Origin of the sequence: Paenibacillus hodogayensis, from assembly GCF_039536325.1 — a bacterium.
In the GTDB taxonomy this organism is placed as follows: Bacteria; Bacillota; Bacilli; order Paenibacillales; family NBRC-103111; genus Paenibacillus_AB; species Paenibacillus_AB hodogayensis.
On record NZ_BAAAYO010000010.1, the window covers coordinates 474,787 to 500,944 of the forward strand.

Here is a 26,158-nt window from a genome sequence, read left to right on the forward strand (position 1 = left end):
TTGCTTAGCTTGTGCCGATTAAGGGCTGACATTGCACTAGGTCGCAGCCGCAGCCGCCAGCCGGGCCTGCTTGCGGCGCTCCTCGCGCTCCGACTCTTTCAGGCGCGGACAAGTGAAGCAATAATAGCCGCCTTCGGTCTGGTAGTATTGGCAGCATACGTTTTTCATCCGCATCTGCTTGCAGGGGTCTTTCAAATCCTCGATCCAGCGGATTTTTACGTCGAATGGACTTTTGTTCCTGCCGAATACGTCGGCCGGCATACTTCTCAACAGCGCATAGTCGCCGGAGATATTCTCCTTCTCCCGCTCGCTTTGCGCCGCCAGCAGCCATTGCTCCGTGGAGTAATTGAAACGGGTCGGCAGCACGCCCCACATTTGGCCGGCATCGACATTCACCGAAGCGGCGACCGACTCGTAAAGGGGCCGGATCGTTTCCCCGTACAGACTTGCCAGCTTTTCGTACAGCCACGTCTCGCGAACGGCCGGGTCAGCCGGGGCGAACGTCCCGCCCGACCGGGTTAGCTTGAATGCGACGCCGTATTTGTCGTCCTGGGCGTACAACTGCACTGTTATGTTGTCCAGGGAGCTGTCGAACGACTTCCCTAGACACGATAGACTGTACTGGAGAGCGAGACAGAAGCCCGCCAGTTGGGTGCAAAAGTAAGTGCCCGCGGCTACGGGAACGAGCGCCTTCATCAGCGGCGTATACGCCTGCAGCAGCTCATCCATCGCCTTCCGCTCCATAAGGCGGGAAGCTTCGACCGCATATACGATCCGTTCCTTATCCTGCAAGCCGACGTTGAACATGCGCAAACCGTCCAATCTGGGTCCACATCCTTTTTCTTCCGCTCATAATGATAATCATTGTCATTATAACAGTGAAAAAAAGACCCGTCAACGGCTCTCCAAAAGGAGCGTAACGGGTCCCCAGTTCGTCAATTGCACATCCATCATCGCGCCGAACACGCCGGTCTCCACCTGCAGCCCCTGTTCCCGCAGCAGGCCGTTAAACGTCTCGTACAACGGCTTGGCGTGATCCGGGCGGGCGGCAGCCATAAAGTTCGGACGTTTTCCTTTGCGCGTATCGCCATACAGCGTAAACTGGGATACCGATAAGATGGCCCCTCCGATATCGGCTACGGACAAATTCATCTTCCCTTCGCCGTCTTCGAAAATTCTCAGCCCGGCCAGTTTCTCGGCCAAATACCGGGCGTCTTGCTCGGTATCCTCATGAGTGACGCCGACGAGCACGACAAGGCCGCGCTCGATCCGTCCGACCGTTTCCCCGCCGACCTTCACGCACGCGTCCTTGCTTCTTTGCACCACAACTCTCACTTGCGCCCCGCTCCTTGCTTTTCGTCTGCGTCTGCGTCAGGACTGCATAATGCGCTGTACCGAATAGATGTCCTTGACGCGTTTGATCTTCTCCACGACCGACTGCAGGTGATCGATGTTTTTGATCAGAATGGTCATGTGGATAATGGACATTTTGTTTTTGTCCGTTCGCCCCGAGACGGCGGAGATGATCGTCTTGCTCTCCGACACCGCCTGCAGCACCTCGTTCAACAGCGCGTACCGGTCATGGCCGGTAATCTCGATCTCCACATGGTAATTGGCCTCGACGCTCGATTCCCACTCGACGTCGATCATCCGGTTTTGATCGTCCTCGTCTCCGCTCGGAATATTCGTACAGTCCTCCCGGTGAATCGACACGCCCCGCCCGCGCGTAATGTAGCCGATGATCGGATCGCCCGGCACCGGATTGCAGCAGCGCGCGAAGCGGATGAGCATATTGTCCACGTCCTTGACGCGGACGCCATGAGTCGGACGGCTCTTTTTCTCCGTCAACGTCTTGACTTCCTTCAATTCGCTCGTCAGCTCGAGCGACTTCGCCTGCGCTTCCTCGTTCTCCTTGCGGATCTTGTCCGTCAGCCGCGTACAAACCTGCGCCGCCGTAATGCCGCCGAAACCGATCGCGGACATCATGTCCTCGACATCGTTGAAATTAAACTTCTTGGCGACTTCCTGCAGGTTGTCGTCAGTGACGACCAAATTGCGTTCCAGCCCAAGACGTTTCAGCTCGCGGTCGATCGCGTCCTTGCCCTTCTGAACGTTCTCCTCGCGCTTCTCCTTTTTGAACCATTGCTTGATTTTACTCCGCGCATGCGAGGACTGGGCGATTTTGACCCAATCCTGACTCGGTCCGTAGGAATGCTTGGACGTCAATATTTCCACGATATCGCCCGTGTTGAGCTTGTAATCAAGCGGTACGATCCGCCCGTTCACCTTGGCCCCCACCGTACGGTTGCCAATCTCCGTATGGATGCGGAAAGCGAAATCGAGCGGCACCGAGCCGGCCGGCAGCTCGATAACCTCTCCCTTGGGAGTAAATACAAATACGAGGTCGGAGAAAAAGTCCATCTTGAGCGACTCCATAAACTCCGCCGCATCGTGCGTCTCCTGCTGCAGCTCCAATATTTCGCGAAAGAAATTCATCTTGTCGCCGAAGCCGCCGGACGGCACGATCGAGCCTTCCTTATACGCCCAATGCGCCGCAATCCCGAATTCCGACGTTTTGTGCATGTCCCATGTGCGGATCTGCACCTCGAGCGGCTCCCCGCTCGGTCCGACAACCGTCGTATGCAGCGACTGGTACATATTCGGCTTCGGCATGGCGATATAGTCCTTGAACCGTCCCGGCATCGGCTTCCACAGCGTATGAATGATGCCCAGCGTGGCATAGCAGTCTTTAATATTCTCCACTATGACGCGAATGGCCAGCAGATCGTATATTTCGTTGAACTGCTTGTTCCTCGACGTCATCTTTTTATAGATGCTGTAAATATGTTTGGGACGGCCGGAGATGTCGCCTTCGATGCCCATCTCGCCGAGCTTGTCGCGGATGCTGTCGATAATTTCTTCGATATATTTCTCCCGCTCGGCTCTCTTTTTCTGCATCAGGTTGACGATTCGGTAATATTGCTGCGGGTTCAAATAACGGAGGGCGATGTCCTCCATCTCCCACTTGATGGCGGAAATACCGAGCCGGTGAGCGATCGGGCAAAAAATCTCCAGCGTCTCGTCCGCGATCCGCCGCTGCGCCTCCTCCGACTGAAACTTGAGCGTGCGCATGTTGTGCAGACGGTCGGCCAGCTTGATGAGAATAACGCGGATGTCCTGGGCCATCGCCACGAACATTTTGCGGTAGTTCTCGTTCTGCTGCTCTTCCTTCGATTTGAACTTGATCTTCTCCAGCTTCGTCAGGCCGTCGACAAGCATCGCGCATGTTTTGCCGAACTGCTTGTCCACCGTATCGAGCGATACCGTCGTGTCCTCGACGACATCATGCAGCAGGGCGGCAATGATCGAGGTGACATCCATCTGCATATTCACCAAAATTTCGGCAACAGCCAGCGGATGCAAAATATAAGGTTCCCCGGATTTTCGCACCTGCCCGTGATGGGCCTGATCGGCGAAATCATACGCCTCGCGGATTCGAATGAGGTCATTAGGTTTCAAGTATGCCGCCGCGCGTTCCAGTAACAGCTCAATGCCCATCGTTCTATACCTACTCCTGCCACATTTCATTTTCTCTCCATTATGCCTTTCCTTAGGGGGCTTCGTCAACTGAAACGGTTCAACTTCAGCGTCGGACGGAGCGGTTTGTTTACCTTGACCAGCAATTTATTTCCCGGAAAATATTGCTCAAGACCTATAAAAGAAGCGCGGAACCGACCGAAATAGGTCGAATCCGCGCCGAAGGCCGGCGAACCGGAGCTAAGCCGGCAAGCTGCAGCGTTATGCGTCAAGCCGCTTAATATTGGATCAATGACATGACGTCGATGCCGTTAAGCTTATCCCGGCCGTTCAAATAAGTCAGCTCGATCAGGAAAGCCGCTCCGACAACCTCGCCTTGAAGCTGGTTAACGAGATTGATCGTTGTCGAAATCGTCCCCCCGGTAGCCAGCAGATCGTCTGCGATCAGAACGCGCTGACCGGCCCCGATCGCATCCTTGTGAACGGCCAGCTTGTCTTTGCCGTATTCCAGATCGTAGCCGGCTTCGACCGTCTCTCCCGGCAGCTTGCCGCTTTTGCGGATCGGCACGAAGCCGATGCCGAGCGCGTAGGCGAGAGGAGCTCCGATTACGAAGCCGCGGGCTTCCGGTCCGGCTATCAGATCGATGCCTTTTCCCCGGTAATGATCCGCAAAGCGGTTGATGACTTCCTTGTACACGGGCCCGTTATTCAGCAAAGTCGTAATATCCTTAAAGCGGATGCCCGGCTGCGGAAAATCCGGTATAACCCGGATATGCTCCTTGAAATTCATCCTATTCCCTCCATGATCCGAATCGGCTGCGCCTGCAGCCTGCTGACAATCCATTCGGTCAATTGCTGACCGTTCGTATATACGAGCATCTGCTCCACATCGCCGCGCGCCTGTCTGCTCCGATAAGCGGGCGATTCGCTCATGTCCCTTTTGCGGGGGGCCTCCGCCGTCTGCATCGTTTGTCCGCGGCATTCGATAAAGTCCAGCTCCTCAAATACGGTCAGCATAAAGCGGATCATCCCTTCGGACAGCCCCAGCTTGCGGCGGACCGGCTCCAGAAAGGCGACGCTGGCAAGGTCCCACGATTTTTTGTGCAGCACCGTCTGGTATACGGCTTTGAACGAATCGCGCGAAGGCACGGTCGCATAATCGCGGTCCCAATCGGCAAATGCGGCATAAATGCGCACGGCCCGGCACTGTCCGAGCATCCGTTCCATGCTCTCCATGCTGTCGGGCAGCGAAGCGAGCAGCACGTCCTCTGCCTCGGCAAAGCGGCCCTTTCTGGCCTCCGCGTTTAAAGGAACGACGCCCTGCTGCGCATCAAGCGCCCATAAGCCGCACGGCACACGGTCCGGATCGATAAAACGGGTAGGCGTGCCGGCCTCGACGACGATTGCCGTTCGATCCCTCTCCTGGCGAAGCGCGGCGGTTACTTCGGACAGCTTGTCTACCGCCTTCCGCTCGCCCCTCCAGTCAAACACCTGCACATGCGGAACGCGCAAATCCTGGATGACGATTTGCGGACGCCGCACGCCGTTCCATTCGTTGATTCCCAGCTCGCCGAGTATATCGATCCTAGCCGTGGCGGATATATGCTCCAGCTGAGCGCCCCGGCCGAAGCCGAGCGCTTCTACCCCAGCCGCGGCCGGTTCCTCCGGACGGCCTACGAGCAGCTTCATATGCTGGCGGTCTTTGCCGAGCGTCCGCTTCTCGGTCACCTGCAGCCCGTTCAGCACGAATTTCGGGGCGGGATTGCCCATCCCGAACGGCGCAAGCGCCTCGATTTGGCGGATGCAATCCACCGTCACATCCTCCAGAGTGAACAAGGCATCCGCCTGCAAAACCGGAACGAGCTGCTCGTCGTCTAACCATTCGTCGGCAAGCCGGTTCAAGCTTTCGCGAAAATCGGGCAGCTTGTCCCGGTGAACGGTCATCCCCGCAGCCGCCTGATGCCCGCCGTAATGGTCCAGCAAGCCGGCGCAGCACGTCAATGCCCGGTACATATCATACCCGGGAATCGAGCGGGCCGAGCCTTTGGCCAGTCCCGTATCCGGATCGATGGCGAGGACGATGGCGGGGCGATAGTAGCGCTCCAATAGTTTGGCAGCCACAATGCCGATGACGCCGACGTTCCAGCCTTCCCGGGCAACGACGATCACTTTGTCCGGCTTGTCGTCTCCGATGAGCGACAACGCCTCCTTGGTCATGTCTTCGACCAGCCGCTGCCGCTCCTTATTCAGCTCGTCCAACGAAGCGGCGATCTGCTCCGCCTCTTCGCGGTCGTTCGTAGTCAACAGCGTGACCGCATCGCCGGCATGATCCAGACGACCGCTGGCATTAATGCGCGGAGCCAAGGAAAATCCCAAATGCGTAGCGGTTACCTCTTTATCGGTGATCCCCGCTGCGTCCAGCAGTGCCTGTACGCCGACAAAACCGCTTTTCTGCATCCGGGCCAGGCCAAGCTTGACGATCGAACGATTTTCCCCGAGCAATGGCATCAAATCGGCTACGGTGCCGATAGCGGCGATCTCCAACAGGTCGAGCGGAGGCTCGCCGAGCAGCGCATGCGCAAGCTTGAATGCAACGCCTACGCCGGCTAGCTGCTTAAACGGATACGGGCATCCGGGCTTCTTCGGATTCAGCACCGCCGCCGCCTCGGGCAGCAGCTCCGGAGGCTCGTGGTGATCGGTAACGACAACGTCGATGCCGAGCTCTGCCGCATAAGCGACCTGCTCGCGCGCGCTGATGCCCGTATCCACCGTGATGAGCAGAGAAACGCCGCTCTCCTTGGCCCGTTCGATCGCCCGCAGGTTCAGACCGTAGCCTTCGTTAGCGCGATGCGGTATGTACGTATCGAAATCGGCGCCCAGCCGGCGCAGCAGGTGGGTCATTAAAGCGGTGCTGCTCACGCCGTCGGCATCGTAATCGCCGTATACGCGGATTTTCTCGCCGCGATCCAGCGCTTCGCGAATGCGGGCTACCGCCAAATCCATGCCGTGCAGCAGAAAAGGATCATGAAAATGATCCTTTTCTCCTTTGAGGAAACGCTCCGCTTCCGCGATGTCGGTCAGTCCCCTCGCCGCAAGCAGCTTCGCCACGATGGGATGAAGCTTCAGTGCCTTGCCCAGCACGTCCGCAGCCGCGCCGTCCGCAGCGCCGATATTCCATTTTGCTTTCGGTAGAAGCACGTCGCGCCTCCTTCTGTCCCTTTACGATCCCTTTGCATAGGGGTTGATATCAATGAAGCAATGTCGGGAAATCGGGATGATCCGAATCGACGTCTTTGTACGGATACCCGGGATCATAAGGATTGACATGAATGAATACGTCGGACACATGACTGAAATTGCTGAGCAGTTGGTGCTTGACCGCCTTGCCTATATCATGGCCTTCGACAATTGTAATTTTGGGGTTGACGCTGATTTTAATATCGACGATGACATAATGGCCGTGCTCTCGGGCGCGCAGTTCATTGACGGCGATAACGCCTTTGACGCGCTGCGCCGTTTCGAGCAATTCTTCCGTTTCTTCCTTATGAAGCACATGGTCTATCGTAGTATGGACCGATTCCCGCACCAGCTTGTAGCCCGTGCGCAGCACGAGTACGGCGACGAATACCCCGGCGATCGGGTCCATGTAATACAGCATCGGCTGATCCATATATTGGCCGAGTACCGCGCCGCCTACCCCGATCAGCACGGCGACTGACGACATAACGTCCGTCCGGTGGTCCCAGGCGCTGGCGATCAGCGCATGGCTGGACAGCTTCTTGCCGAGCCGGAAGTTGTATTGAAACAAAAACTCTTTCACCACGATCGAGATGCCGATGGCGATAAGCGCGTATTTTTCCGGCGCCTCGCTCACTCCGTTGAACAGCGACTTGACGGAGTTCCAGCCAATCTCCAGTCCGACGAGTAGCAGCAGCACGGACACGACAATCGCGGAAACGGAATCCGCTTTGCCATGTCCGTATGGGTGGTCCTCGTCCGGCGGTTTCTTCGCCGCCTTCAGTCCGAACAATACCGCTACCGATCCGGCGACGTCGGAAGCCGAATTCGCCGCATCGGCAAGCAGCGCCTTGCTGCCCGACAGCCAACCGACGATTCCCTTCATGACGGCCAGCGCAAGGTTTCCGATAATTCCCAGCCAGGCCGCAAATTGCGCTTTTACGAAACGCTGATCCGACATGTGGCCCCCCCTAACTAGTTCCCCCAAAAGGGCAGGCTCCTTTCGGAGCCGGTTCCGAACCCTTTTGGCGGAGCCCCCTCTTTGGTGTGACAGCCGATTTGGCCGATTGCTTGCCGGTTTACGGGTTCGCTTTGGCCGGCGCTCCGGCTTTGACCGATTTCAGGGACGATCTTTTCAGCAAATACCAGAGCGGAGTCGCGAGACAGATCGACGAGTATACGCCGCTGACGAGACCGATCATTTTAGCCAAGGCAAACAGCTTGATCGATTCGCTGCCGAACAAATACAAGCAGAAGGCGGCGATCAGTACCGTAACGACGGTATTGATCGAACGTCCCATCGTTTGCCAAATGCTGTCGTGAACGAGATCGTGCAGATCCTTGTCCGTTTTCAGCTTGGCAAAGCGGAGGTTTTCGCGAATCCGGTCGAGAATAACGATCTTGTCGTTGATCGAATAGCCGATTGTCGTCAGCACGGCGGCCACGAACGGCAGGTCGACCTCCAGACGGAATATCGAGAACACCGCGATAACGAAAAAGGCGTCGTACAAAATCGTAATGATCGCCGCTACCGCGAAGCGCCATTCGAAACGGATCGTAACGTACAGGCTGATCGCGATGCTGGCGATGCCGACAGCGATCATCGCTTTGTTTTTCATTTCATTGGCCATGTCCGGCGAAACCGTATTGACCTCGGGCGAAACCTGGCTTCCGAACACGTTGGTAAACTCGGTGGTCACCTTCTTGATCTGTTCCTCGGTGAGCACATCGTCGTAGCGGGCCGACACGCGGTCGTTGTTGGCCCCGCCGATCGTCAGGATGACAGGCGAGAAGCCGGTATCCGAGAACACCTTCTCCACCTGAGCCTTATCCGTCGATTTGCCGAGGGCGAGATCTAGCGACGTTCCCGATTTGAAATCGACGCCATAGTGCATGCTGAACGCCAGCACCATAATAATACCGATCAGCGTTACGGCCGAGGAGGCGATAAAAAAGATATTGCGGTGCTTGACAAAGTCAAAGTGCCGTTTAAAGGTCACGTATCTCAGCCTCCTTCACGCCGAAATACGTCGGCTTTTTGAAAAGGTTTGTCTTGAGCAGCATATGGAGCAAGTATCTCGAGAACAGCACGTTCGTCAAAATACTGATGATAATGCTGACGATCATCGTCAAGGCAAAGCCGCGAATCGCGCCGTTGCCGATGAAATAGAGCACGCCGCAGGAAATGATATTCGTGATATTCGCGTCCATAATCGTCCGGAACGAATGCTTCGACCCGGATTTAAGCGAGGAAAGCAGGCTTTTGCCCGAACGGATCTCTTCCTTTACCCGCTCGAACTTGATAATGTTGGCATCGACCGCCATCCCGATCCCGAGTATAAGCGCGGCTATGCCCGGCAGGGTGAGCGTCGCATTCATCAGATAGAAGACGATGAGCACGATCCATGTATACATGATCAGCGTAATCGCCGCTACAATGCCCGGTATCCGATAGAGGGCGATCATGAACACGAGAATGAGCAGCGCTCCGATGATGCCGGCCTTGACCGTCTGCTCCAGCGATTGCTGGCCAAGGGAAGCTCCGATGGACTGGGTGTACTTTTCCGTCAATTTCAAAGGAAGCGCACCCAAATTGATAATATCCTTTAGTTGCGTCGCCTCGTCGTACGTGTAGTTTCCGCTGATCGTCGCCTTGCCGTCGGTCAGCACGCTTTGCACGACAGGAGCGGACAACTGCTCTTCGTCCAAATAGATGGCAAGCGGCTGGTTCAGCAGCCTGCGCGTAACGTCGGCGAATTTGTCCTTGTCCTTCACTTCGATCTGGATCATCGGACGATTCGTTTGGTCGAAGCCGACTTTGGCCGCGCCCTCGACGAAATCGCTGCCGATCATTTCCTTCTTGCCGTCAGGTCCGCGGAAGGTCAGCTCCGCCGGCTTGCGCAGCAGTTCGCGCACCTGCTCCTGATTTTCCACCCCGGCCAGCTTCACCCGAATCCGGTTCGTCCCTTCGGTGGTCACGTCAGGCTCGGCCACGCCGCTTGCGTTCGCGCGCTTCTCCAGGCTTTGCGCCGTCTGGATCAGCGAATCCCGGGTTACTTCTTTCCCGGCCTCTACCGGCTCGGCCACGTACAAAATCTCAAAGCCGCCCTTCAAATCAAGACCAAGCCTGATTTTCGGAAGCAATCCGGGGCTCGACCAAGCGACGACGCCTAGCGTAATGACCACGATAAGCAGAAACGCCGCCAATCGTTTGATGTTCATTGTGTGCGACTCCCTTCCATACTCAATATTCCTATTATAACCACCGCCGAAAATCGAGTCAATTTGACGGAATGGCTCGCCGCCATCCTAATTATTCCCGAAAACGGAGGGCTCCTCCAAACTTTGGCACTTTGACCGTCCAACGACAAAAAAAACAGCCGCGTTCCGGTTAGAAACGGGCGTTGTTGCGGTATATGCTCATGGTCATCCAGTTCATAAGCGTCGTTACCTTGAGCGACAAAATGTCGTTGACCATCTGATGCAGCAGCGGCTCGCCGTTCTTCTCGTACTTTTCGCTGAGGCAGTTCCAAATGTCCGTTCCGGCGACGTGCTCGTAGCCGAGCATCCGGAATTCGTCGGCCTTGCTGCGGCACAGTTCCTTGATCGTTGCATCCATCTCCCGCTCCGACAGCCGGATCTGTTCGACCGGTTCGCTAACGTCTTCAGCCATTGAGAAACCTCCCCGCGCGGCGGTTGCCTTTCCCCGCATTCGTCACGCTCTATTATTTCGTCGGCGAAGCCGCCGATTCCTTCCGCGCGCCTCAGGTTCGTCCCAAAAAACTTGCATGAGCCGCCTCCTCGTCCGCATATCCATAAAACAAGCCAGTCCATCCCATTAACGGAAGGAAGAACCCGCCTTGAAGAAGCAATCGTTCATCCACGGGACTATGATTCTGCTCGCGGCCGGCATTGTCAACCGGATACTCGGCTTCGTGCCGCGCATTGCGCTGCCGCGCGTCATTGGCCCTGAGGGGGTAGGGCTGTATCAGTTGGGTTATCCGTTCATGATCGTCGTTATCACCATCATATCCGGCGGTATCCCGCTTGCCGTAGCCAAGCTTGTCGCCGAAGCGGATTCGGAAGGAGACGAGAAGCGAATCCGTTCGATTTTGCGCGCATCGTTAGCCATTACCGGCCTGCTAGCCGTCTTCTTCACTGTATTTTGTATCTGGGCCGCCCCATGGATTACGTCGCGTCTACTGACGGATTCCCGCGTGATCCATACGTTTCTCAGCATGTGCCCGATCTTGCCGATCGTTGCCGTATCGGCCGTGTACCGCGGCTATTTTCAGGGGCGCCAAAATATGACCCCAACGGCCGTCTCGCAGGTCGTCGAGACGCTTGTGCGCATCGTCGCCATGCTCGTATTCGCATCCTTGCTGCTTCCTTACGGACTGGAATGGGCCGCGGCGGGCGCCATGATCGGCGTCGTCGTCGGCGAACTGTTCGGCATGCTCGTGCTGCTGTTCAGCGTCCGTCAAAGCCGCCCGGCGGCGGGACGCGGGCCCTCGGACCGCAAGCCGGTCGGAAAGCCCGGCATCTTCCGCCCGCGCGAGCTGCTCGCCATCGCCATACCCGTTACAGGGAGCAAGCTTGTCGGTTCCGCCTCGTATTTGCTCGAGTCTATACTCACCGCCCAGAGTCTAGCGGTCGCGGGCGTCGCCACCGCGCTGGCCACTGCTCAATACGGCGTGCTCCAGGGAATGATTATTCCGGTTCTGCTCCTACCGGGAGCGCTTACGTATTCGCTTTCGGTTTCGCTTGTGCCGACGCTCTCGGAGGCCGCGGCACGCAACGATATGCGGACGATCCACAAGCGGCTGCACCAGTCGCTCCGGCTCGCTCTGGTGACGGGGGCCCCTTTCGCCGTCATCATGTTCGTGCTGGCCGAGCCTCTCTGCTTCTATTTGTACGGCAATGCCGAAATCGCCAAAATGCTCAAAATGATGGCTCCAGTGGCGATATTTTTATACTTCCAGGGCCCTTTGCAGGCCGCCCTCCAAGCGCTCGACCGCCCCGGAAGCGCACTGATGAATACGTTTGTCGGCGCCGTCGTCAAGCTTGTTCTGATCGTCTGCCTGGCGTCCCGGCCGCAATGGGGCATTCTCGGCGCGGTCGTGGCGATCAATGCCAATATGGCGCTCGTCACCCTGCTCCATTGGCACAGTATGTCCAGGCTGCTGCAATTCCGCATGCGCGCCGTCCATTTTATGAAAACCGCTCTCGCCTCCGCGCTGATGGGAGCGGTCTGTTACGCGGGGATGAACTTGATTTGGACCCAGGAGCCGCTTATCCGGTTTATCGGTGCGGTCCTCTCCGGCTCCCTTGTCTATCTGGCATGCATTTTTGCGCTCAAGCTGGTCGACCGCAGCGACATGACGCGCATCCCCGGCTTTAAAAAGAAGTGAAGCCCGTTACCTTTTCTTGTTCATATACAGCCGGCCGCGGTGATCGATAGAGCAAAAGAACACTTTCTTGAAGTCGTTCACCCCTTGGGCTTGCAGCTGATTTTTTAGCCAAAAGCGGGTTTTTCCGATCTTTTCCAAGTTCGAATCCTGCACTTTACCATCCAGGATCAACGACAAAGGCAGTCCTTCGTAGCGGATTTGCGGATACCCGGCGGCGGCACCGGTTTTCCCCACTCCTTCGCGCTTCTCCTTTTCTACGACAGATAGCTTGCCTGACGTCTCGAGGTAAGCAAATTCGACATCGGCTATATTCGGCACCTTTTGCTCGCGGAGCTGCATCGCCAAATCGTCCAGCGTATACCGCTGCTTGCGCATCTCCGCTTCGTTCAGCCGCCCGTTCTCGATCAGCGGGCTTGGATGACCTTCGAACCAGAGCCGCAGTGTCCGGCTTTTCAAAGTAAGGAAAGCAAGCCCGATTTGAATCAAAACCAACGTAACCATCGGTACGACCCCTTCCATAAGCGGCATGTGCGGATCGTCGATGACGAACGCAGCGATTTCGGCGATCATGATGGAAATGACGATGTCGAAGATGGACAGCTTGCCGATTTCCCGCTTGCCCATCAGCCGCATCACGAAGAATACGACGAAGTATATGAAAACGGTGCGCCAAAATATAGCCCAAAGTTCCATCCAGCAACGACCCCTCGCACGTCCAGATTTCATTGGTATTCTCACCCCTATTGCCCAGCCTCATGCAAAGGCGGGGCAATCAATAATTGCCATGCCTTGTACTAATTCGGCCAAGTTCCCCATACAATGGGTACTAAAAGCAATCGAAAGGTGCGTGTACGCCATGAATTCCATTCCGAAACTACCAAGATTCCGCATAACGTCGCCGCTGCTTTCCGGTATCGTAAACGCGTTCATCTGGCTTAGCGTCGGAGCCGTGCTTGTCTCCCTAATCGTTTCGGCTACGAATATGACCGAGGATTCGCTGACGGGGGCAACCTTTCTCATTCACGGGATCGCTTCGTTGTTCGGCGGCTTTTCCAGCGGCAGACGGTCGGACAACAAAGGCTGGTACCACGGTGCGCTGCTCGGTCTGATCTACACGGCGATCGTGGTGCTGGTCGGCTTTCTCAGCTTCGACGCCGGACTGGGCAAAGACACGGCCGTCATGCTGGCTATATCGCTGCCCGCTGCGGCTGTCGGCGGCATGGTGGGCGTCAATACGAAGAAGGGATAACTGGTAATTCCGATTCTTTCACCTTTCCCTCGGGGTGTGATATAATATCCTAGTTCTCGTCGTGCCATCCACCATATTTTAGGGGGACACCATGTTTATTATACAGTCGATGACCCATGCAACCGTTCTGATCGTCATTACGATCTATGTGCTGCTGTTCTTCTCGTTGAAAAGACATCCTTTATACCCGTTCCACGCTGCGGGCTTGTTCGTACATGAGCTGTTCACAAACCGGAAATATTTATTCCACTTGCTGGGTATCGTAATCATTCTGTTTTTCAATAAAATCGAATTGACCCTGGAAAGCAAAATGAAGCACCATAGCGATTTTACTCCCGCCGTATTTGGTCTAGAGGGAAATTTCGTTTCTATTTTTCAAAAGGTATTTGAGAACGGGGCACTTACTTCCGTTCTCACGTTTTTTTATGTCGTCGTTTTCCCCGCCATCATGCTGACCTCAATCGGCGTGTACACGTACCAGCGTCAGTTTAAGCTGTTTTACGCCGTTTGCTATGCGCTGATGATCAATTACATGATTGCGATCCCGTTCTATTTGTTTTTCCCGGTGACCGAAGTTCACGCTTTTAACCCCAATGTCAAATTTTTGATGCTGGAGGCGTTCCCGACGTTCGAGAACGATTACAGGCCGTTATCCGGTCTGGATAATTGCTTCCCGAGCTTGCATACGTCCATATCGGTTACGATGGCGATGATCGCTTTGCGGTCCAAAAGCTTGTTCTGGAAACGCTTTGTCCCGATCGCCGCCCTCATCATCATCTTCTCGATTTTTTATCTGGGCGTACACTGGCTGACCGATATGGCCGGCGGTACCGTGCTCGGCTTGCTGGCGGCACGCATCGGGCTTCGCATCAGCGAAGGACGGACGATCTTCGCAGGCTCCCGCGGCCTCGACGTGAAGAAACGAAATATGGACGGCAAATGGTAAGCGCAGGGCGAAGATTCCGCAACAATTGTCGCACAAAAAAGCAGCCTTCTCGCTTGGAGAACGCTGCTTTTTTCAATATTCCACCTGAAATCGTCAGTCCTTCTTTTCGATGGCGGCAGACTTCTCCGCCGCAGCCGGTGCCGTTGTGGAGATCGCGTTTACCGCCGAGCGGTCGAACGTCAGCTTGGTCGCATCGTTGACGCGCAGAACGACGATATCGTCCGTAATTTCCAAAATCGTTCCGTGCAAACCGCCGATTGTCGTGACCTTGTCCCCTTTTTTCAGCTGGTTAAGCATACTGTTGCGGTTTTTTTGCCGTTTCTGCTGAGGGCGAATCAACAAGAAATACAGTACGGCGAACATCAGAATAAACGGGACGATCGTAGTCAACAAACTTCCCGTTCCCGCTGTCGTTCCAGCGGCGTCGGCCAAATTCCACATAAGCAGGTGCCTCCCTTTTTTCTTAAAATCCGCGGTCGTTGTCCTTCATCCCATACCGGTCGAAAAATTCGTCGCGGTAATCGAGAAGCCGGTCTTCCGCAATCGCTTGTCTTACGTTCCGCATCAAATCCAGCAAAAAATGCAGATTGTGATACGTGGTCAACCGGATGCCAAACGTCTCGTCCGCCTTGAGCAGATGGCGCAAGTAGGCGCGGCTGTAGTTCGTGCAGGTGTAGCAGCCGCAATTCGGATCAAGAGGTCCGAAATCGCGGGCATGCTTGGCATTGCGGACGACCAGCCGTCCACCGCTCGTCATGACCGTGCCGTTGCGGGCGATCCGCGTCGGAAGCACGCAATCGAACATGTCCACACCGCGGATGGAACCTTCCAGCAGCGCGTCCGGCGAGCCGACGCCCATCAAATAACGGGCCTTTTGAGCGGGCAGAAGCGGTACGGTGCAATCGAGCATACCGTACATCAGCTCCTTCGACTCCCCTACGCTCAGTCCTCCAATAGCATACCCCGGGAAATCCATGGAAGTCAACTGCGACGCGCTCTTCCGGCGCAGATCGGCATACATTCCCCCTTGGACGATAGCGAACAGAGCTTGGTCGTGAGGACGCGCGTGCGATTGGAGACAACGCTCCGCCCACCGGGTCGTCCGTTCCAGCGATTTGTCGACATAATCGTAGTCGGCCGGATAAGGCGGGCATTCGTCAAACGCCATCATGATATCCGAGCCGAGGGCGTTCTGAATTTCCATAGCGATTTCCGGAGAAATGAACAGCTTGTCGCCGTTCAAATGATTGCGGAAATGAACGCCTTCTTCGGTAATTTTGCGCATCTCGCTCAGGCTGAACACCTGAAAGCCGCCGCTGTCGGTTAAAATCGGGCGGTCCCAATTCATAAACTTATGCAAACCGCCTGCCTCCCGCACGATGTCGTGACCGGGGCGGAGGAACAGATGATACGTGTTGCTCAAAATAATGTGAGCATCCATCTGTTTAAGTTCTTCCGGACTCATCGTCTTGACCGTAGCCTGCGTGCCTACCGGCATAAACGTCGGCGTTTCGATAACGCCGTGAGGGGTATGCAGCCTGCCGAGCCTCGCTCCGGACTGCTTGCAAGTTTTGATTAATTCGTAACGGACTGCTGTCATGGATTATCCTTTCTTCGTAACTAATAAATGAACATCGCGTCGCCAAAGCTGAAAAACCGGTATTTGTTCTCGACGGCCTCCCGGTATGCGCGCCGGATCGAATCGCTGCCGGCCAGCGCGCTGACGAGCATGACAAGCGTCGACTTGGGCAGATGAAAATTCGTAACCATGGCGTCCACCAGTTGGAACGTATAGCCGGGATAGATGAAAATACCCGACCAGCCGTCGCAAGCCTCGACCGGTTTCCCGGCGAAGCGCCCGGCGACCGTCTCCAACGTCCGGGCCGACGTCGTGCCCACCGCTACGACGCGGCGGCCTTCCGCCTTAGCCGCATTGAGCGCGGCTGCCGTTTCTGGGGGGACGGAATAATATTCCTCGTGCATCGTATGCTCCTCCACGCGGTCCACCGACACCGGGCGGAACGTGCCGAGGCCGACATGCAGCGTAACCGTCACGATATGCACGCCCTTGGCGGCGATCGCCGCCAAATACTCCGGCGTAAAGTGCAGGCCGGCGGTCGGCGCGGCGGCCGAGCCCGGGTGACGGGCGTATACCGTCTGATACCGTTCCCGGTCGTCCAGCCGTTCTTTAATATAAGGCGGGAGCGGCATGGAGCCGAGGCGTTCCAGTATTTCGCGGAAGATGCCCTGATAGGCAAAGCGGACGATCCGCGCCCCCATCTCCCCTTCCTCCTCGACGGTTGCCTGCAGCAGAGGCTCCGACGCCGGGTCTTCCGGCGAACCGCCGCCGAACACGATCACGGCTCCCGGCTTCAGCCGTTTCGCCGGCCGGGCCAGCGCTTCCCAGCGGTCTTCGCCTAGCTCCTTCAGAAGAAGCAGCTCAACTTGAGCGCCGGTGTCCGCTTTTACGCCAAAAAGCCGGGCGGGAATCACGCGTGTGTCGTTCAACACTAGCGTGTCGCCGGCTTGCAGATAATCGATCAGCTCGCTGAACGTATGATGCCCGATTGCCCCGCTCGATTTATCGAGCGTAAGCAACCGGGATGAAGTGCGGTCGGTAAGCGGCGTCTGAGCGATCAACGATTCGGGCAATTCAAAATCAAAAGCTTGTACATCCATTTCCGTCATTCCTTAGTTATAGTAATCCCGGTGTAATACGTCTGCAGGATTCGCTTATAGTCCTGGCCTTGCTCCGCAAGCCCGCGCGCGCCCCATTGGGACATGCCGAGTCCGTGTCCGGAGCCGTTGCCGGTGAGCAGAAACTGCGGCTCCTTCGTGATGGCGCGCACGTTTCCTCCTTGGCCCACGACAATCGCCGTCGAGGAGACCGGCTTGGTCGCTCCGTCGGCCCCGACCGCGTAAAGCGTTCCTTTGGTTTCCGGCAGGCTTCGGGTTAGTCCGCCTGCTCCCCATACAGTATACCTGCCCGTCTCTTCGATTTCAAACCGGGTACTCGGCGCATCGAACAAGGCGCCGCGGAGCTGATCCGATTTGGGCATCGCGATCGGCTGGCCGTTCGCCTTCAGTTCGACCGCGCGGCCCGAAGGCCCCCGCTTGCTGACCTCGAGCGTTTCCAGCTTCCCCTGCACCGGCTTGGTCAGCGCTGTATTCATTTGCTTCAGCAGCGCATCCGCCGTATAGGGTCCGCGCATCCAGGCATAGTCGTTCGACTCCGCGACTTTGCCGAGAGATACGAGCTTTTCGCCCTGATTAACGGTGCCGATTGAACCGTTCTTCACGTCGTCGACGTAAGGAAGTTTGCGTATATTCACCCCGGCACCTTTAACCGTAACGATCGGCAGTCCGGCTTTGTTCCGCTGGCCGCTATCGGTCGCGAAATCTTCGCGGATATAGCCGACCGTTCCGTTGGGCAGCGCGACTTGAAACCATTGCGGCTTGCCTTTTTGCGCGCCTTCGTCCGGGCTTGTCGTAGGGCGAAGGTAGGCAATCGGCTGACCCCACACCTCTTCGGGATCGCCGGTCATGCCTCCTGCATTGGCGAAGAAGAACGGCGCGATGATCGACCCGTTTACGGTCAGCACTTCGCCGGCCGTAGCGGTAACGGCTGCGGCGATGCTCGGGGCCTCTTTCTCGATGCCGTAATACACCTGATCGGCGGACGTGTCCGATGCGTGAGCAGTCCCGTATTTCATCCCGAGGCTAAGCGCAAACGTCCGGGCCGACACGGCCTGCGCCTTGAGCGCCTCCGCCGGCCACGATGGACTCATCTCGCCGCCGACGACGGACACCAGATAATCCTCGAGCGGGAGCTCATTGATCACAGCGAGCCTTCCGTTGGACTGGCTTAGCTCAAACCCGCCGCGGTATTGGCGTCCGCTTTTCTCGGCAATCGCAGTCCCGCCTTCTTTGGACGCGATCCATACTTTTTGAGTTCCCGGATTGAACGTATAATGGCTGACCGCCGCAGCCCCAGCAGCCGATGCCGTCACGTCTTCCCGTTTCAACAAATACGACGTAGCCGCATCGACCGGCAGAAGCGTTATTCCCGGCGCGAGCTGAGCGGCTTGCGCCCGCAGCGCATTCAACTGCCCGGCATCGGCAGCCTCGCCGATCCAGACCTGATAGGCGGGCTGCTCGCCAGCTTCCAGCACGACGACCCAAGCATCCAGCCCTTTGAGCTTCAATGCTTCGGCCTGCTCCGCCGCAGTCTGTTCCGTGGGGTAAGAGCCGGCGATCAAATGGAGCGGCCCCGTCACGACGGACGGCGATCCTTTCATCAATGCGGCAGCAGCTGAATTGGCGGCAATGCGTTGTTTGGCCGCATTCGCCTCTTCCTGGGTTGCATAAACACCGGCATACACTTGATACAGCGTCTTCCCGAGCTTCGCCGTCCGGAACGCGTAGGGCTTGTCCTGCGAGTTGGCGAGCGCCTGCAGCAGCAGCTTGGCGGCTTGCGCATCAGGCGTCTCCAGCAGTTGAACCTTATAACCGTCCAGACTCACGCGCACCGGCGCCCCCGGCGCCGCCGTCGTCCACGCTCTCGTGACACCGTTGGCGGCGCGTATGCCCAGATCCATCCCTTTGGACGACGATAGCGTGACGGTAGGGACGGTTACATTGTAGTTTTTGCCATTAGACAAAAATAACGCGACGCGAATTTGCTCCAGCTTCGGCACCGCGGCCTCACTTTCCTTCGATAAAAGGGGCACGCACAGCACTAGCGCAAGCAGCGCGGCGACCCAGGCTTTGGACCGCCGGGGCCGTTCTCGTCTCGTCACGGGTTCATCTCTCCTTAATCGTTCATTTCTATATAAGCTGAAAACCTTCTAGTACAAAGTCAGACCTTAAACCGTATTCGTGGAATGGACGAATCCGTTGCACCGCAAGGGAGCGAGTCTTTCCGAATACACAGGATTAGCTCTGACTTTGTACTAGGCGCCTCCATCCGCATTCGGGACGGGCAAGCCTAGGTGGCGATAAGCGGAGGCGGTAACCGTCCTGCCGCGCGGCGTTCGCTGCAAGAAGCCGATCTGCAGCAAATACGGCTCGTAGACGTCCTCGATCGTCTGGCTTTCCTCGCCGATCGTAGCTGCGATCGTGTCCAGCCCGACCGGACCACCGCGGAAGTGGGTCATGATCGCCCGCAGCATTTTATGATCGATCTCGTCCAGGCCGAGATCGTCAACCTGAATCATCCGAAGCGCCTTTCTGGCAATTTCCGCGGTCATGATGCCGTCGCCCTTCACCTGGGCATAATCTCGCACCCGCTTCAGCAGCCGGTTGGCGATTCTCGGCGTTCCGCGCGAGCGTTTGCCGATCTCGTCCGCCGCCTCCCCGACGATATCCGCCTGCAAAATATCCGCCGTGCGGCTGACGATATAGCTCAGCTCTTCCACGGTGTAATATTCGAGCCGGCTGACGACGCCGAACCGGTCGCGCAGCGGAGCCGACAGCAGACCGGCGCGGGTCGTCGCGCCGACAAGCGTGAACGACGGCAAGTCGAGCCGCACCGAGCGCGCACTCGGGCCTTTGCCGATAATGATATCGAGCGCGAAATCCTCCATCGCCGGATACAGCACCTCTTCCACGGTGCGGTGCAGCCGGTGGATTTCGTCGATGAACAGCACGTCGCCTTCCTGCAGGTTCGTCAATATGGCGGCCAGATCGCCCGGCCGTTCGATCGCCGGCCCCGATGTCGTACGGATGCTGACGCCAAGCTCATTGGCGATAATATTCGACAGCGTCGTTTTGCCAAGCCCGGGCGGACCGTAAAGCAGCACGTGATCCAACGCTTCCTTGCGCATTTTGGCCGCCTCGATATAAATTTTCAAGTTTTCCTTTACTTGCGCCTGGCCGATATATTCCGCCAGGTAACGGGGTCGCAGACTGAGCTCCGCAACCTCCTCCTCCATCATCAGATGAGCGGAAATGATCCGATCCTCCATTAAACAGCCGCCCTCCTTGTTGGTGCCCGAACGTTAGCGAACGCTGCCGCCGCGCCGGTGCTCCCGATCGTCCGAAGCAGCTTCATCCGGCGTAAAGCGCCTGAAGCGCCAGCTTGATCAGAACGTCCGCCGAATCGTCTTCCTTGGATTTCGGCTTGACCGACACCCAGGCCCGGTCCGCCTCCGCCTCGGTGTAGCCTAGCGACAGAAGCGCTTCCTTGGCTTCCGCCCACGCACCGCCGCCGGCGGACGACGGCAAAGCCGCCTCCTGCATGGCGGCCGTCAGCAGCGCGCCGTCGAAGCCCGACGTAACCGCTCCGAGCTTATCCTTCAGATCGAGGATGATGCGCTGCGCCGTCTTCTTGCCGATGCCGGGCAGCTTCATCAGGAATGGCACGTTCTCCTGCTGAATAGCGCTGACTACGGCTTCCGGACGGCCGCCGGACAAGATGCCCAAAGCTACCTTGGGACCGATGCCCGTGACGTCGATCAGCCTGCGGAACAAAGACTGTTCTTCGCGCGAGCCGAAGCCGAACAACAGAATAGCGTCCTCGCGAACATGATGATGTATGTATACCGTCGTTCCTTCCGCTTTGTCCGGCAAGGCGAAAGGATTCGGGCAGAAGACCCTGTAGCCGACGCCGTGTACGTCAATGACGGCATAATCCGCCTCGCGATGCGCCACCGTGCCGCGCAAAAAATCGATCATCGTTTCTCCACTCCGTTCAGTTTTTGCTGCAGCGCGGCAGAATGCGCATGGCAGATCGCGATCGCCAGCGCGTCGGCCACGTCGTCGGGCTTGGGCGCGGCGCTGAGCTTGAGGAACATCCGCACCATCTCCTGCACCTGCTTCTTCTCGGCCTTGCCGTAGCCTACGATGGCCTGCTTGACCTGCAGAGGGGTATATTCCGCAATCGGGATTCCTTGCTGCACCGCGGCGAGCATCAGCACGCCTCTGGCCTGGCCGACAGTCATTGCCGTCGTTACGTTTTTATTGAAAAACAATTTCTCGATCGCCATCGCGTCCGGCTTGTATTTATCGATCAAATGCACGGTCGCCTCGTACACTTCCTGAAGTCGCACGGCCGGGTCGGTCGTCGACTCCGTCTGGATGCTCCCGTACTGGACGGGAGTCAGCTTATGCCCCTGCTTGTCGATAAAGCCGAATCCCACGATCGCAATGCCCGGGTCGATACCCAATACGCGCACTACAAAGCCCCTCACTCTCGACAATAAGCGAACATATGTGTTCTATTTGCCATTATAACAAATGAAACGAACGTTGGACAGCGTTAAGCGGCTCCGAACCGGACTAGGCAAATGCAGGTATGGGGATTAGAATGAAATGGAAGTCGGATCACCGGCCGGACCGGCCGGCCAATCGTCAGGAGGAACACCATGAAGCCAAATATTTTCTTGAAAGAACTCGAATATTTGATCCGTGCCCGGTACAGCGTCATTTACGTAGATACGATCGAGGAGGAACGCGCCCTGCAGCTGGTCGAGCAGGTCGGGTCCGGCCTGGGCAAGCGGATCGTGACCTGGACCTGTACGCGGGGTCTGGAGCTGAACGGCAAAATCATCGACAAAACAGCCGATTTCCGCGCGGCGCTACACGTGGCCGGAGAGCTGGCCAAGGAGCCGACCTTGTTCGTCTGGTTCGATCTTCATCCCTACATGAAGGAATACGCCTCTCCGGTGCCCATTCGCGCCTTCCGCGAGTTTTCGCAGCAAATCCGCAGCGGGCTTCCGTCCAATTCGATCGTCATCTCGCCTGCCATGGATATTCCGCCGGAGCTGCAGAAGGAGATTACGATTCTCGATCTGCCGCTTCCCGAGCTGGAGGAAGTCAAGCAGATTATTATCGAGTTTGCCGACGTTTACCAAGATAAGCCTGGCGTCACGATCGACCGGTCCAAAGAAATCGTCGACGCGCTCGCCCGCGCCGCAGTCGGCCTGACCCGCGCAGAGATCGAGAATTGCTTGGCGAAGGCGCTTGTCAAGGACCGCAGCCTTTCTGTGGACGATGTAGCTGCCATGCTTGAGGAAAAACGGCAAATCATACGCAAATCGGGCATACTCGAATACGTCGCCACCGAGCATATGCAATTGGACGACATCGGCGGCCTGCAAAATTTGAAGCGTTGGCTGGAACGCCGCCGCGCGTCGTATACGGAGGAAGCCCGCACATTCGGCATCGATTGGCCGAAAGGCGTGCTGCTGGTCGGCGTGCCGGGCTGCGGCAAAAGCCTATGCGCGAAAAGCGTCGCGGCGGCATGGCAAATGCCTTTGCTGCGCCTCGATCTCGGCCGGGTATTCTCTGGACTGGTCGGCTCGTCGGAAGCGAATATGCGTACCGCCTTGGCGATGTGCGAAGCCGTCTCGCCCTCGATCGTCTGGATCGACGAGATCGAGAAAGCGCTGGCCGGATCGCGGCAAGGCTCTTCGGATGGCGGCACTGCCACACGCGTGTTCGGTACGCTGCTGACCTGGATGCAGGAGAAGAAAAGCCCCGTCTTTATTTTCGCTACGGCCAACGATATCGCCAAGCTGCCGCCGGAGCTGCTGCGCAAAGGCCGGTTCGACGAAATCTTTTTCGTCGATCTGCCCAACGAAGAGGAGCGCCGCGAAATTTTCCACATCCATCTGTCTCGCCTGCAGAGGGACCCTGCCCGCTTCGATCTGGACAGGCTGGTGGAGTTGTCCGGCGAAACGCGTTGGGGGGAAGCCGTCAGGCTGACCGGCTCGGAGATCGAGGCGGCGGTCCGCGAAGGCTTGCTGGAAGCGTACTACAGACGAACGGCGGAAGGAGACCCGCTCCGCGATCTCGAAACCGCGGATATCGTCAGCGCCATCGAGCGTTCCGTACCGCTAGCCCGCATGCGGGGAGAGGATATCAGGGAGATGCGCGATTGGGCCAGCCAAAACGCGGTGCGGGCCAGCGCCCCGGCAGCGGGAACGGCGGCCTCTTCCTTGGCGGCGGACGCCGGAGAGTCGACTGTAGGACGAAGCATCGATTTTTAAGCCCTGCTGGAATTGAAAAGAAGACCGCCGGTTCGCCGGGAGGCTCTCATCCGGATTCGGACAGGGAGCCGCCTGGCTGATCCGGCGGTCTTCTTGTTGCGGCCCGGTTTTGTCCGGACTTTTGACTGGCCTTGCTCATGTCCCCGTTCCCCGGGCGGACTTCATCACCCGTTCGCTTTCCTCTACGGCGAACTCGCTGAACGTCGACAGCACGCTGTTATACTCCTCCATGTCCAAGACGCGGATTCCTTGCTTCAACTGACCGACGGCATCGGGGTGCAGACTGCTTTCCAGATACCCCATGTTCAGCTGAAAAAAAGTACGGATCACTTTCTCGTCGTCCGGCGGTCCTTCGAACAAGGACAAGTTTCCGGTTTTGTCCAAACCGAAATAAGCGTTGCTCTTGCAGGCGGGGGACAAGTCGTCGATATGCTCGGAGAAGCTGACGCTGCCGTCCTCGCGAAGCTCGACCTGCCATTCCGGATGCTCCGCATGCAGCTTGATCGCATCATCGGGCCCCATTCGGCCGATAAGCAAGTTTTCCTCGCCGCATACGTACGTCTTGTGCATGAAAACGTCGCGGATGCCGCCGGACTCGCGAAGCTGCTTCCACACTTGCAGCGTTTGCTCCGATTGCCGGTCCTGTTGCGCCGTTCCGCCTCCCGGCACGGCCATCGTTTGCGCCACATCGCGTCCGGGAGCGTCCGGAGAACCGTAAGTACGAAAAGTCAATAGCCCGGCCGTCGCGGCCACGATGAAAAAGCCAAGCGACAACCATCGTCTTTTTTGCCGAAGACGTTTCTTCAGTTGCTTGTACAGGCTTGACAAGTTCATGAGAATCCCCTTTGCGGTACTAGATTTTTTTTCTAGTTTTCCCAGCAGGGGATTCCCTTATACACAAGAGCCTATACGGTATACCGTTCCCGAATCGATAAGATCAGCTCAGACTTGTCACTAGTACAAAGTCAGAGCTAATCCTGTGTATTCGGGAAGACTTGCTCCCTTGCGGTGCAAGGGATTCGTTCATTCCACGAATACGGTTTAAGGTCTGACTTTGTACTAGCTGCGAATCCAAGGCTGATTTTGCTTTTTGGACGACTTGGTCGCCGTTTTCTGCTTGCGCTTCGTTCTCGTCTTCGTGCTGACCGTCAATTTCGTCGGCGGCGCTTTGTCCGTACGCGTCGCATCAGCCGGTTCGAACGGAGCGAGACCGATATCACCGGTGCGGTCGTCGCGTCCGACGCAGCCGCAGTCCTCGGCCTGCATCAACGAGGCATGCGGAGACAACGACGACGGATAAGCTTCGGCCGGCATCGCGTAAGGCATGCCGAACATTCCTTGTGCCGGATATCCGTACCCTTGCTGGCAAGGCAGACACGGGACGCCGGAAGCCGACGGTATGCCGAACGGCTGCTGCTGAGCGAAGGGGGATACGTTAGCCGGTGCCTGGGACGGATGCCAGCCGTCGATCGGGAAAGGTGAGGCCGAGGCGCCTCCGATACCGGGATATTTCTCCTTGGAAGCGGGCACATGGGCGACAGGCGATACTTGCGGCGCATTCGGTCCCATGGCAAACGGACTGAATGCATTGACATTAGCCTGCTGGGCTTCGACCTGCTCATTCGGCGCATGGTGCTCGGGCATTATCGAGTTGTTGTCATAGCCCCATGGGAAAGCCGAGGGAAACGACTGTTCCGGGCTTTGTGCAAACGGATGGAACGGCTGGGCGGTCGGGGTATTGGAGAAGTAAGGCATCATTTGCGGCATCTGGTTCATCGGCTGCATCATCGGCTGCATATTCATGGGCATAGGCATGGGCATAGGCATGGGCTGCTGCATGTGGCCAAAAGGCGAAACAGGATGCGATTGGGACAACTCGGGCATCATCGCATAAGGCTCGGCCTTGCCTTTACCTTTGCCTTTGCTTTTCCCGTGATCGACCGGCGCCACCTGTGCCGGTTGCAAGTTATAAGGCTGGAAGGCCTCCATCGCCGGCATCGAATACTGGAGGAACGGAAATTCGGCCTCATGATCGGCCATCTTCGGCTTGGTGCTCTCCGCATGCTCCTTCTTGCCGGGCCATACCGGCAGCTCCGGCTTCGCTTCCACGATGGCCTCGACATGCACATTGACCGTTTCCGGCATGTGCTTTTCCGCGGCCAACTGCTCGTTCACATGCTCGTTCATGTGCTCATTTACATGTTCATTCATGTGCTCGTTCACATGCTCATGCATGTGTTCGTTCAAGTGTTCGTTCATGTGCTCATTCAGGTGTTCGTTCATTGGTTCGTGCAACTGCGGATTGACAAGGTTGTTCGCATGCCAATCGGTGTGCTCTGCCCCTCCGACTGCCGGTTCGGTGGCGAGATGCCCGGTATCGGTCGGCGTCTCTTCGGCGAGGTTCGGAATATACACGATATCGCCGGTCATGAGCACGTTCGGGTTTTTCAAATGCGGATTCGCATCGATAACGGCCTTGAGCGGCACGTTCCATGCTTTGGCGAGCTTCCACAACGAATCCCCTTGTACGACGACGTGCTTATGCACGATCGCTCCTGACGGAGCCGGAACGCTTACGGCCGCAGATGGAATTTTAATTTTCATGCCGACGTCGATTTTGTCGGGATTGGCAAGCTGGCTGTTGAATGAAATCAGCTTTTGCAGCTCGATCCCATACTTTTTGGCGATGTGAAAGAGCGTTTCTCCCTTTTTCACCAGATGGATTTTCACCGGACTGAAACCTCCCGTTGTCTTGAAATAACAATACAGTGTATGCAAGCTTTGGGCG

At 57.1% G+C, this 26,158-nt stretch carries 23 protein-coding genes; 4 read left to right on the forward strand and 19 right to left on the reverse strand.

The features are described 5' to 3' along the window. Positions 1-36 precede the first annotated feature (36 nt). The 9 genes from ABD796_RS21140 to ABD796_RS21180 form a co-directional block, all read right to left on the reverse strand. A complete protein-coding gene (locus tag ABD796_RS21140; RefSeq protein WP_344911444.1) occupies positions 37-822 on the reverse strand; it encodes a (2Fe-2S)-binding protein in 786 nt (261 codons plus the stop codon). A gap of 72 nt (positions 823-894) precedes the next feature. After that, positions 895-1,335 carry a D-aminoacyl-tRNA deacylase gene (dtd, locus tag ABD796_RS21145; protein ID WP_344911446.1) on the reverse strand — a complete coding sequence of 147 codons (441 nt, stop codon included), beginning with the start codon at positions 1,333-1,335 and terminating at the stop codon, positions 895-897. A gap of 36 nt (positions 1,336-1,371) precedes the next feature. Continuing rightward, complete coding sequence (locus ABD796_RS21150; protein ID WP_344911448.1) at positions 1,372-3,558, reverse strand: RelA/SpoT family protein; 2,187 nt, start codon at positions 3,556-3,558, stop codon at positions 1,372-1,374. 256 nt (positions 3,559-3,814) lie between these two features. Next, positions 3,815-4,327: an adenine phosphoribosyltransferase gene (locus ABD796_RS21155; RefSeq protein ID WP_344911450.1), complete on the reverse strand. Its 513-nt coding sequence runs from the start codon at positions 4,325-4,327 to the stop codon at positions 3,815-3,817. Continuing rightward, a complete protein-coding gene (gene recJ / locus ABD796_RS21160; RefSeq protein WP_344911452.1) occupies positions 4,324-6,735 on the reverse strand; it encodes a single-stranded-DNA-specific exonuclease RecJ in 2,412 nt (803 codons plus the stop codon). The genes ABD796_RS21155 and recJ overlap by 4 nt, the downstream gene beginning before the upstream one ends. Before the next feature lie 49 nt (positions 6,736-6,784). Then, positions 6,785-7,735 carry a cation diffusion facilitator family transporter gene (locus ABD796_RS21165; protein WP_344911455.1) on the reverse strand — a complete coding sequence of 317 codons (951 nt, stop codon included), beginning with the start codon at positions 7,733-7,735 and terminating at the stop codon, positions 6,785-6,787. Between the two features lie 118 nt (positions 7,736-7,853). Beyond that, positions 7,854-8,774, reverse strand: coding sequence for a protein translocase subunit SecF (gene secF, locus ABD796_RS21170; protein WP_344911459.1), 921 nt, complete (start codon positions 8,772-8,774; stop codon positions 7,854-7,856). Further along, a complete protein-coding gene (gene secD / locus ABD796_RS21175; RefSeq protein WP_344911463.1) occupies positions 8,764-9,996 on the reverse strand; it encodes a protein translocase subunit SecD in 1,233 nt (410 codons plus the stop codon). Before secD ends, secF begins: the two co-directional genes overlap by 11 nt. Positions 9,997-10,165: 169 nt before the next feature. Next, entirely contained in the window at positions 10,166-10,447 is a 282-nt protein-coding gene (locus tag ABD796_RS21180) for a post-transcriptional regulator (protein WP_344911467.1), read from the reverse strand. A gap of 187 nt (positions 10,448-10,634) precedes the next feature. On the opposite strand from ABD796_RS21180, the gene spoVB reads away from it, so the two are divergent. After that, positions 10,635-12,185: a stage V sporulation protein B gene (gene spoVB / locus ABD796_RS21185; RefSeq protein WP_344911471.1), complete on the forward strand. Its 1,551-nt coding sequence runs from the start codon at positions 10,635-10,637 to the stop codon at positions 12,183-12,185. A 6-nt stretch (positions 12,186-12,191) separates the two neighbouring features. Here spoVB and ABD796_RS21190 read toward each other — a convergent pair whose 3' ends face one another. Further along, positions 12,192-12,878, reverse strand: coding sequence for a DUF421 domain-containing protein (locus ABD796_RS21190; RefSeq protein WP_344911474.1), 687 nt, complete (start codon positions 12,876-12,878; stop codon positions 12,192-12,194). 163 nt (positions 12,879-13,041) lie between these two features. Between ABD796_RS21190 and ABD796_RS21195 the strand changes: the two genes are divergently transcribed. Together ABD796_RS21195 and ABD796_RS21200 are read left to right on the forward strand one after the other, a co-directional pair. After that, complete coding sequence (locus ABD796_RS21195; protein ID WP_344911476.1) at positions 13,042-13,434, forward strand: TIGR04086 family membrane protein; 393 nt, start codon at positions 13,042-13,044, stop codon at positions 13,432-13,434. A 91-nt stretch (positions 13,435-13,525) separates the two neighbouring features. Then, a complete protein-coding gene (locus ABD796_RS21200; RefSeq protein WP_344911478.1) occupies positions 13,526-14,380 on the forward strand; it encodes a phosphatase PAP2 family protein in 855 nt (284 codons plus the stop codon). Positions 14,381-14,473: 93 nt separating this feature from the next. Here the strand turns inward: ABD796_RS21200 and yajC are convergent, their stop codons facing one another. The 7 genes from yajC to ruvC form a co-directional block, all read right to left on the reverse strand. Next, the gene (gene yajC / locus ABD796_RS21205) at positions 14,474-14,821 is read right to left on the reverse strand and encodes a preprotein translocase subunit YajC (RefSeq protein ID WP_344911480.1); all 348 of its coding nucleotides are present in this window, start codon (positions 14,819-14,821) and stop codon (positions 14,474-14,476) included. Between the two features lie 22 nt (positions 14,822-14,843). After that, entirely contained in the window at positions 14,844-15,980 is a 1,137-nt protein-coding gene (gene tgt / locus ABD796_RS21210) for a tRNA guanosine(34) transglycosylase Tgt (RefSeq protein ID WP_344911482.1), read from the reverse strand. 20 nt (positions 15,981-16,000) lie between these two features. Next, positions 16,001-17,059: a tRNA preQ1(34) S-adenosylmethionine ribosyltransferase-isomerase QueA gene (gene queA, locus ABD796_RS21215; RefSeq protein WP_344911484.1), complete on the reverse strand. Its 1,059-nt coding sequence runs from the start codon at positions 17,057-17,059 to the stop codon at positions 16,001-16,003. A 5-nt stretch (positions 17,060-17,064) separates the two neighbouring features. Next, entirely contained in the window at positions 17,065-19,179 is a 2,115-nt protein-coding gene (locus ABD796_RS21220; protein WP_344911486.1) for a SpoIID/LytB domain-containing protein, read from the reverse strand. A 153-nt stretch (positions 19,180-19,332) separates the two neighbouring features. After that, positions 19,333-20,346: a Holliday junction branch migration DNA helicase RuvB gene (gene ruvB / locus ABD796_RS21225; RefSeq protein WP_344911489.1), complete on the reverse strand. Its 1,014-nt coding sequence runs from the start codon at positions 20,344-20,346 to the stop codon at positions 19,333-19,335. A gap of 82 nt (positions 20,347-20,428) precedes the next feature. Next, on the reverse strand, positions 20,429-21,055 hold the full coding sequence (ruvA, locus tag ABD796_RS21230) for a Holliday junction branch migration protein RuvA (RefSeq protein ID WP_344911491.1): 627 nt from the start codon (positions 21,053-21,055) through the stop codon (positions 20,429-20,431). Beyond that, complete coding sequence (gene ruvC / locus ABD796_RS21235) at positions 21,052-21,555, reverse strand: crossover junction endodeoxyribonuclease RuvC (protein ID WP_344911493.1); 504 nt, start codon at positions 21,553-21,555, stop codon at positions 21,052-21,054. The genes ruvA and ruvC overlap by 4 nt, the downstream gene beginning before the upstream one ends. A gap of 189 nt (positions 21,556-21,744) precedes the next feature. Between ruvC and ABD796_RS21240 the strand changes: the two genes are divergently transcribed. Next, positions 21,745-23,370, forward strand: coding sequence for an AAA family ATPase (locus ABD796_RS21240; RefSeq protein ID WP_344911495.1), 1,626 nt, complete (start codon positions 21,745-21,747; stop codon positions 23,368-23,370). A gap of 135 nt (positions 23,371-23,505) precedes the next feature. On the opposite strand, the gene ABD796_RS21245 is transcribed toward ABD796_RS21240, so the two are convergent. Together ABD796_RS21245 and ABD796_RS21250 are read right to left on the reverse strand one after the other, a co-directional pair. Further along, positions 23,506-24,204, reverse strand: coding sequence for a BofC C-terminal domain-containing protein (locus tag ABD796_RS21245; RefSeq protein ID WP_344911497.1), 699 nt, complete (start codon positions 24,202-24,204; stop codon positions 23,506-23,508). 225 nt (positions 24,205-24,429) lie between these two features. Then, positions 24,430-26,158: LysM peptidoglycan-binding domain-containing protein (locus ABD796_RS21250; protein ID WP_344911499.1), on the reverse strand; the 1,729-nt coding region annotated here is incomplete at its 5' end.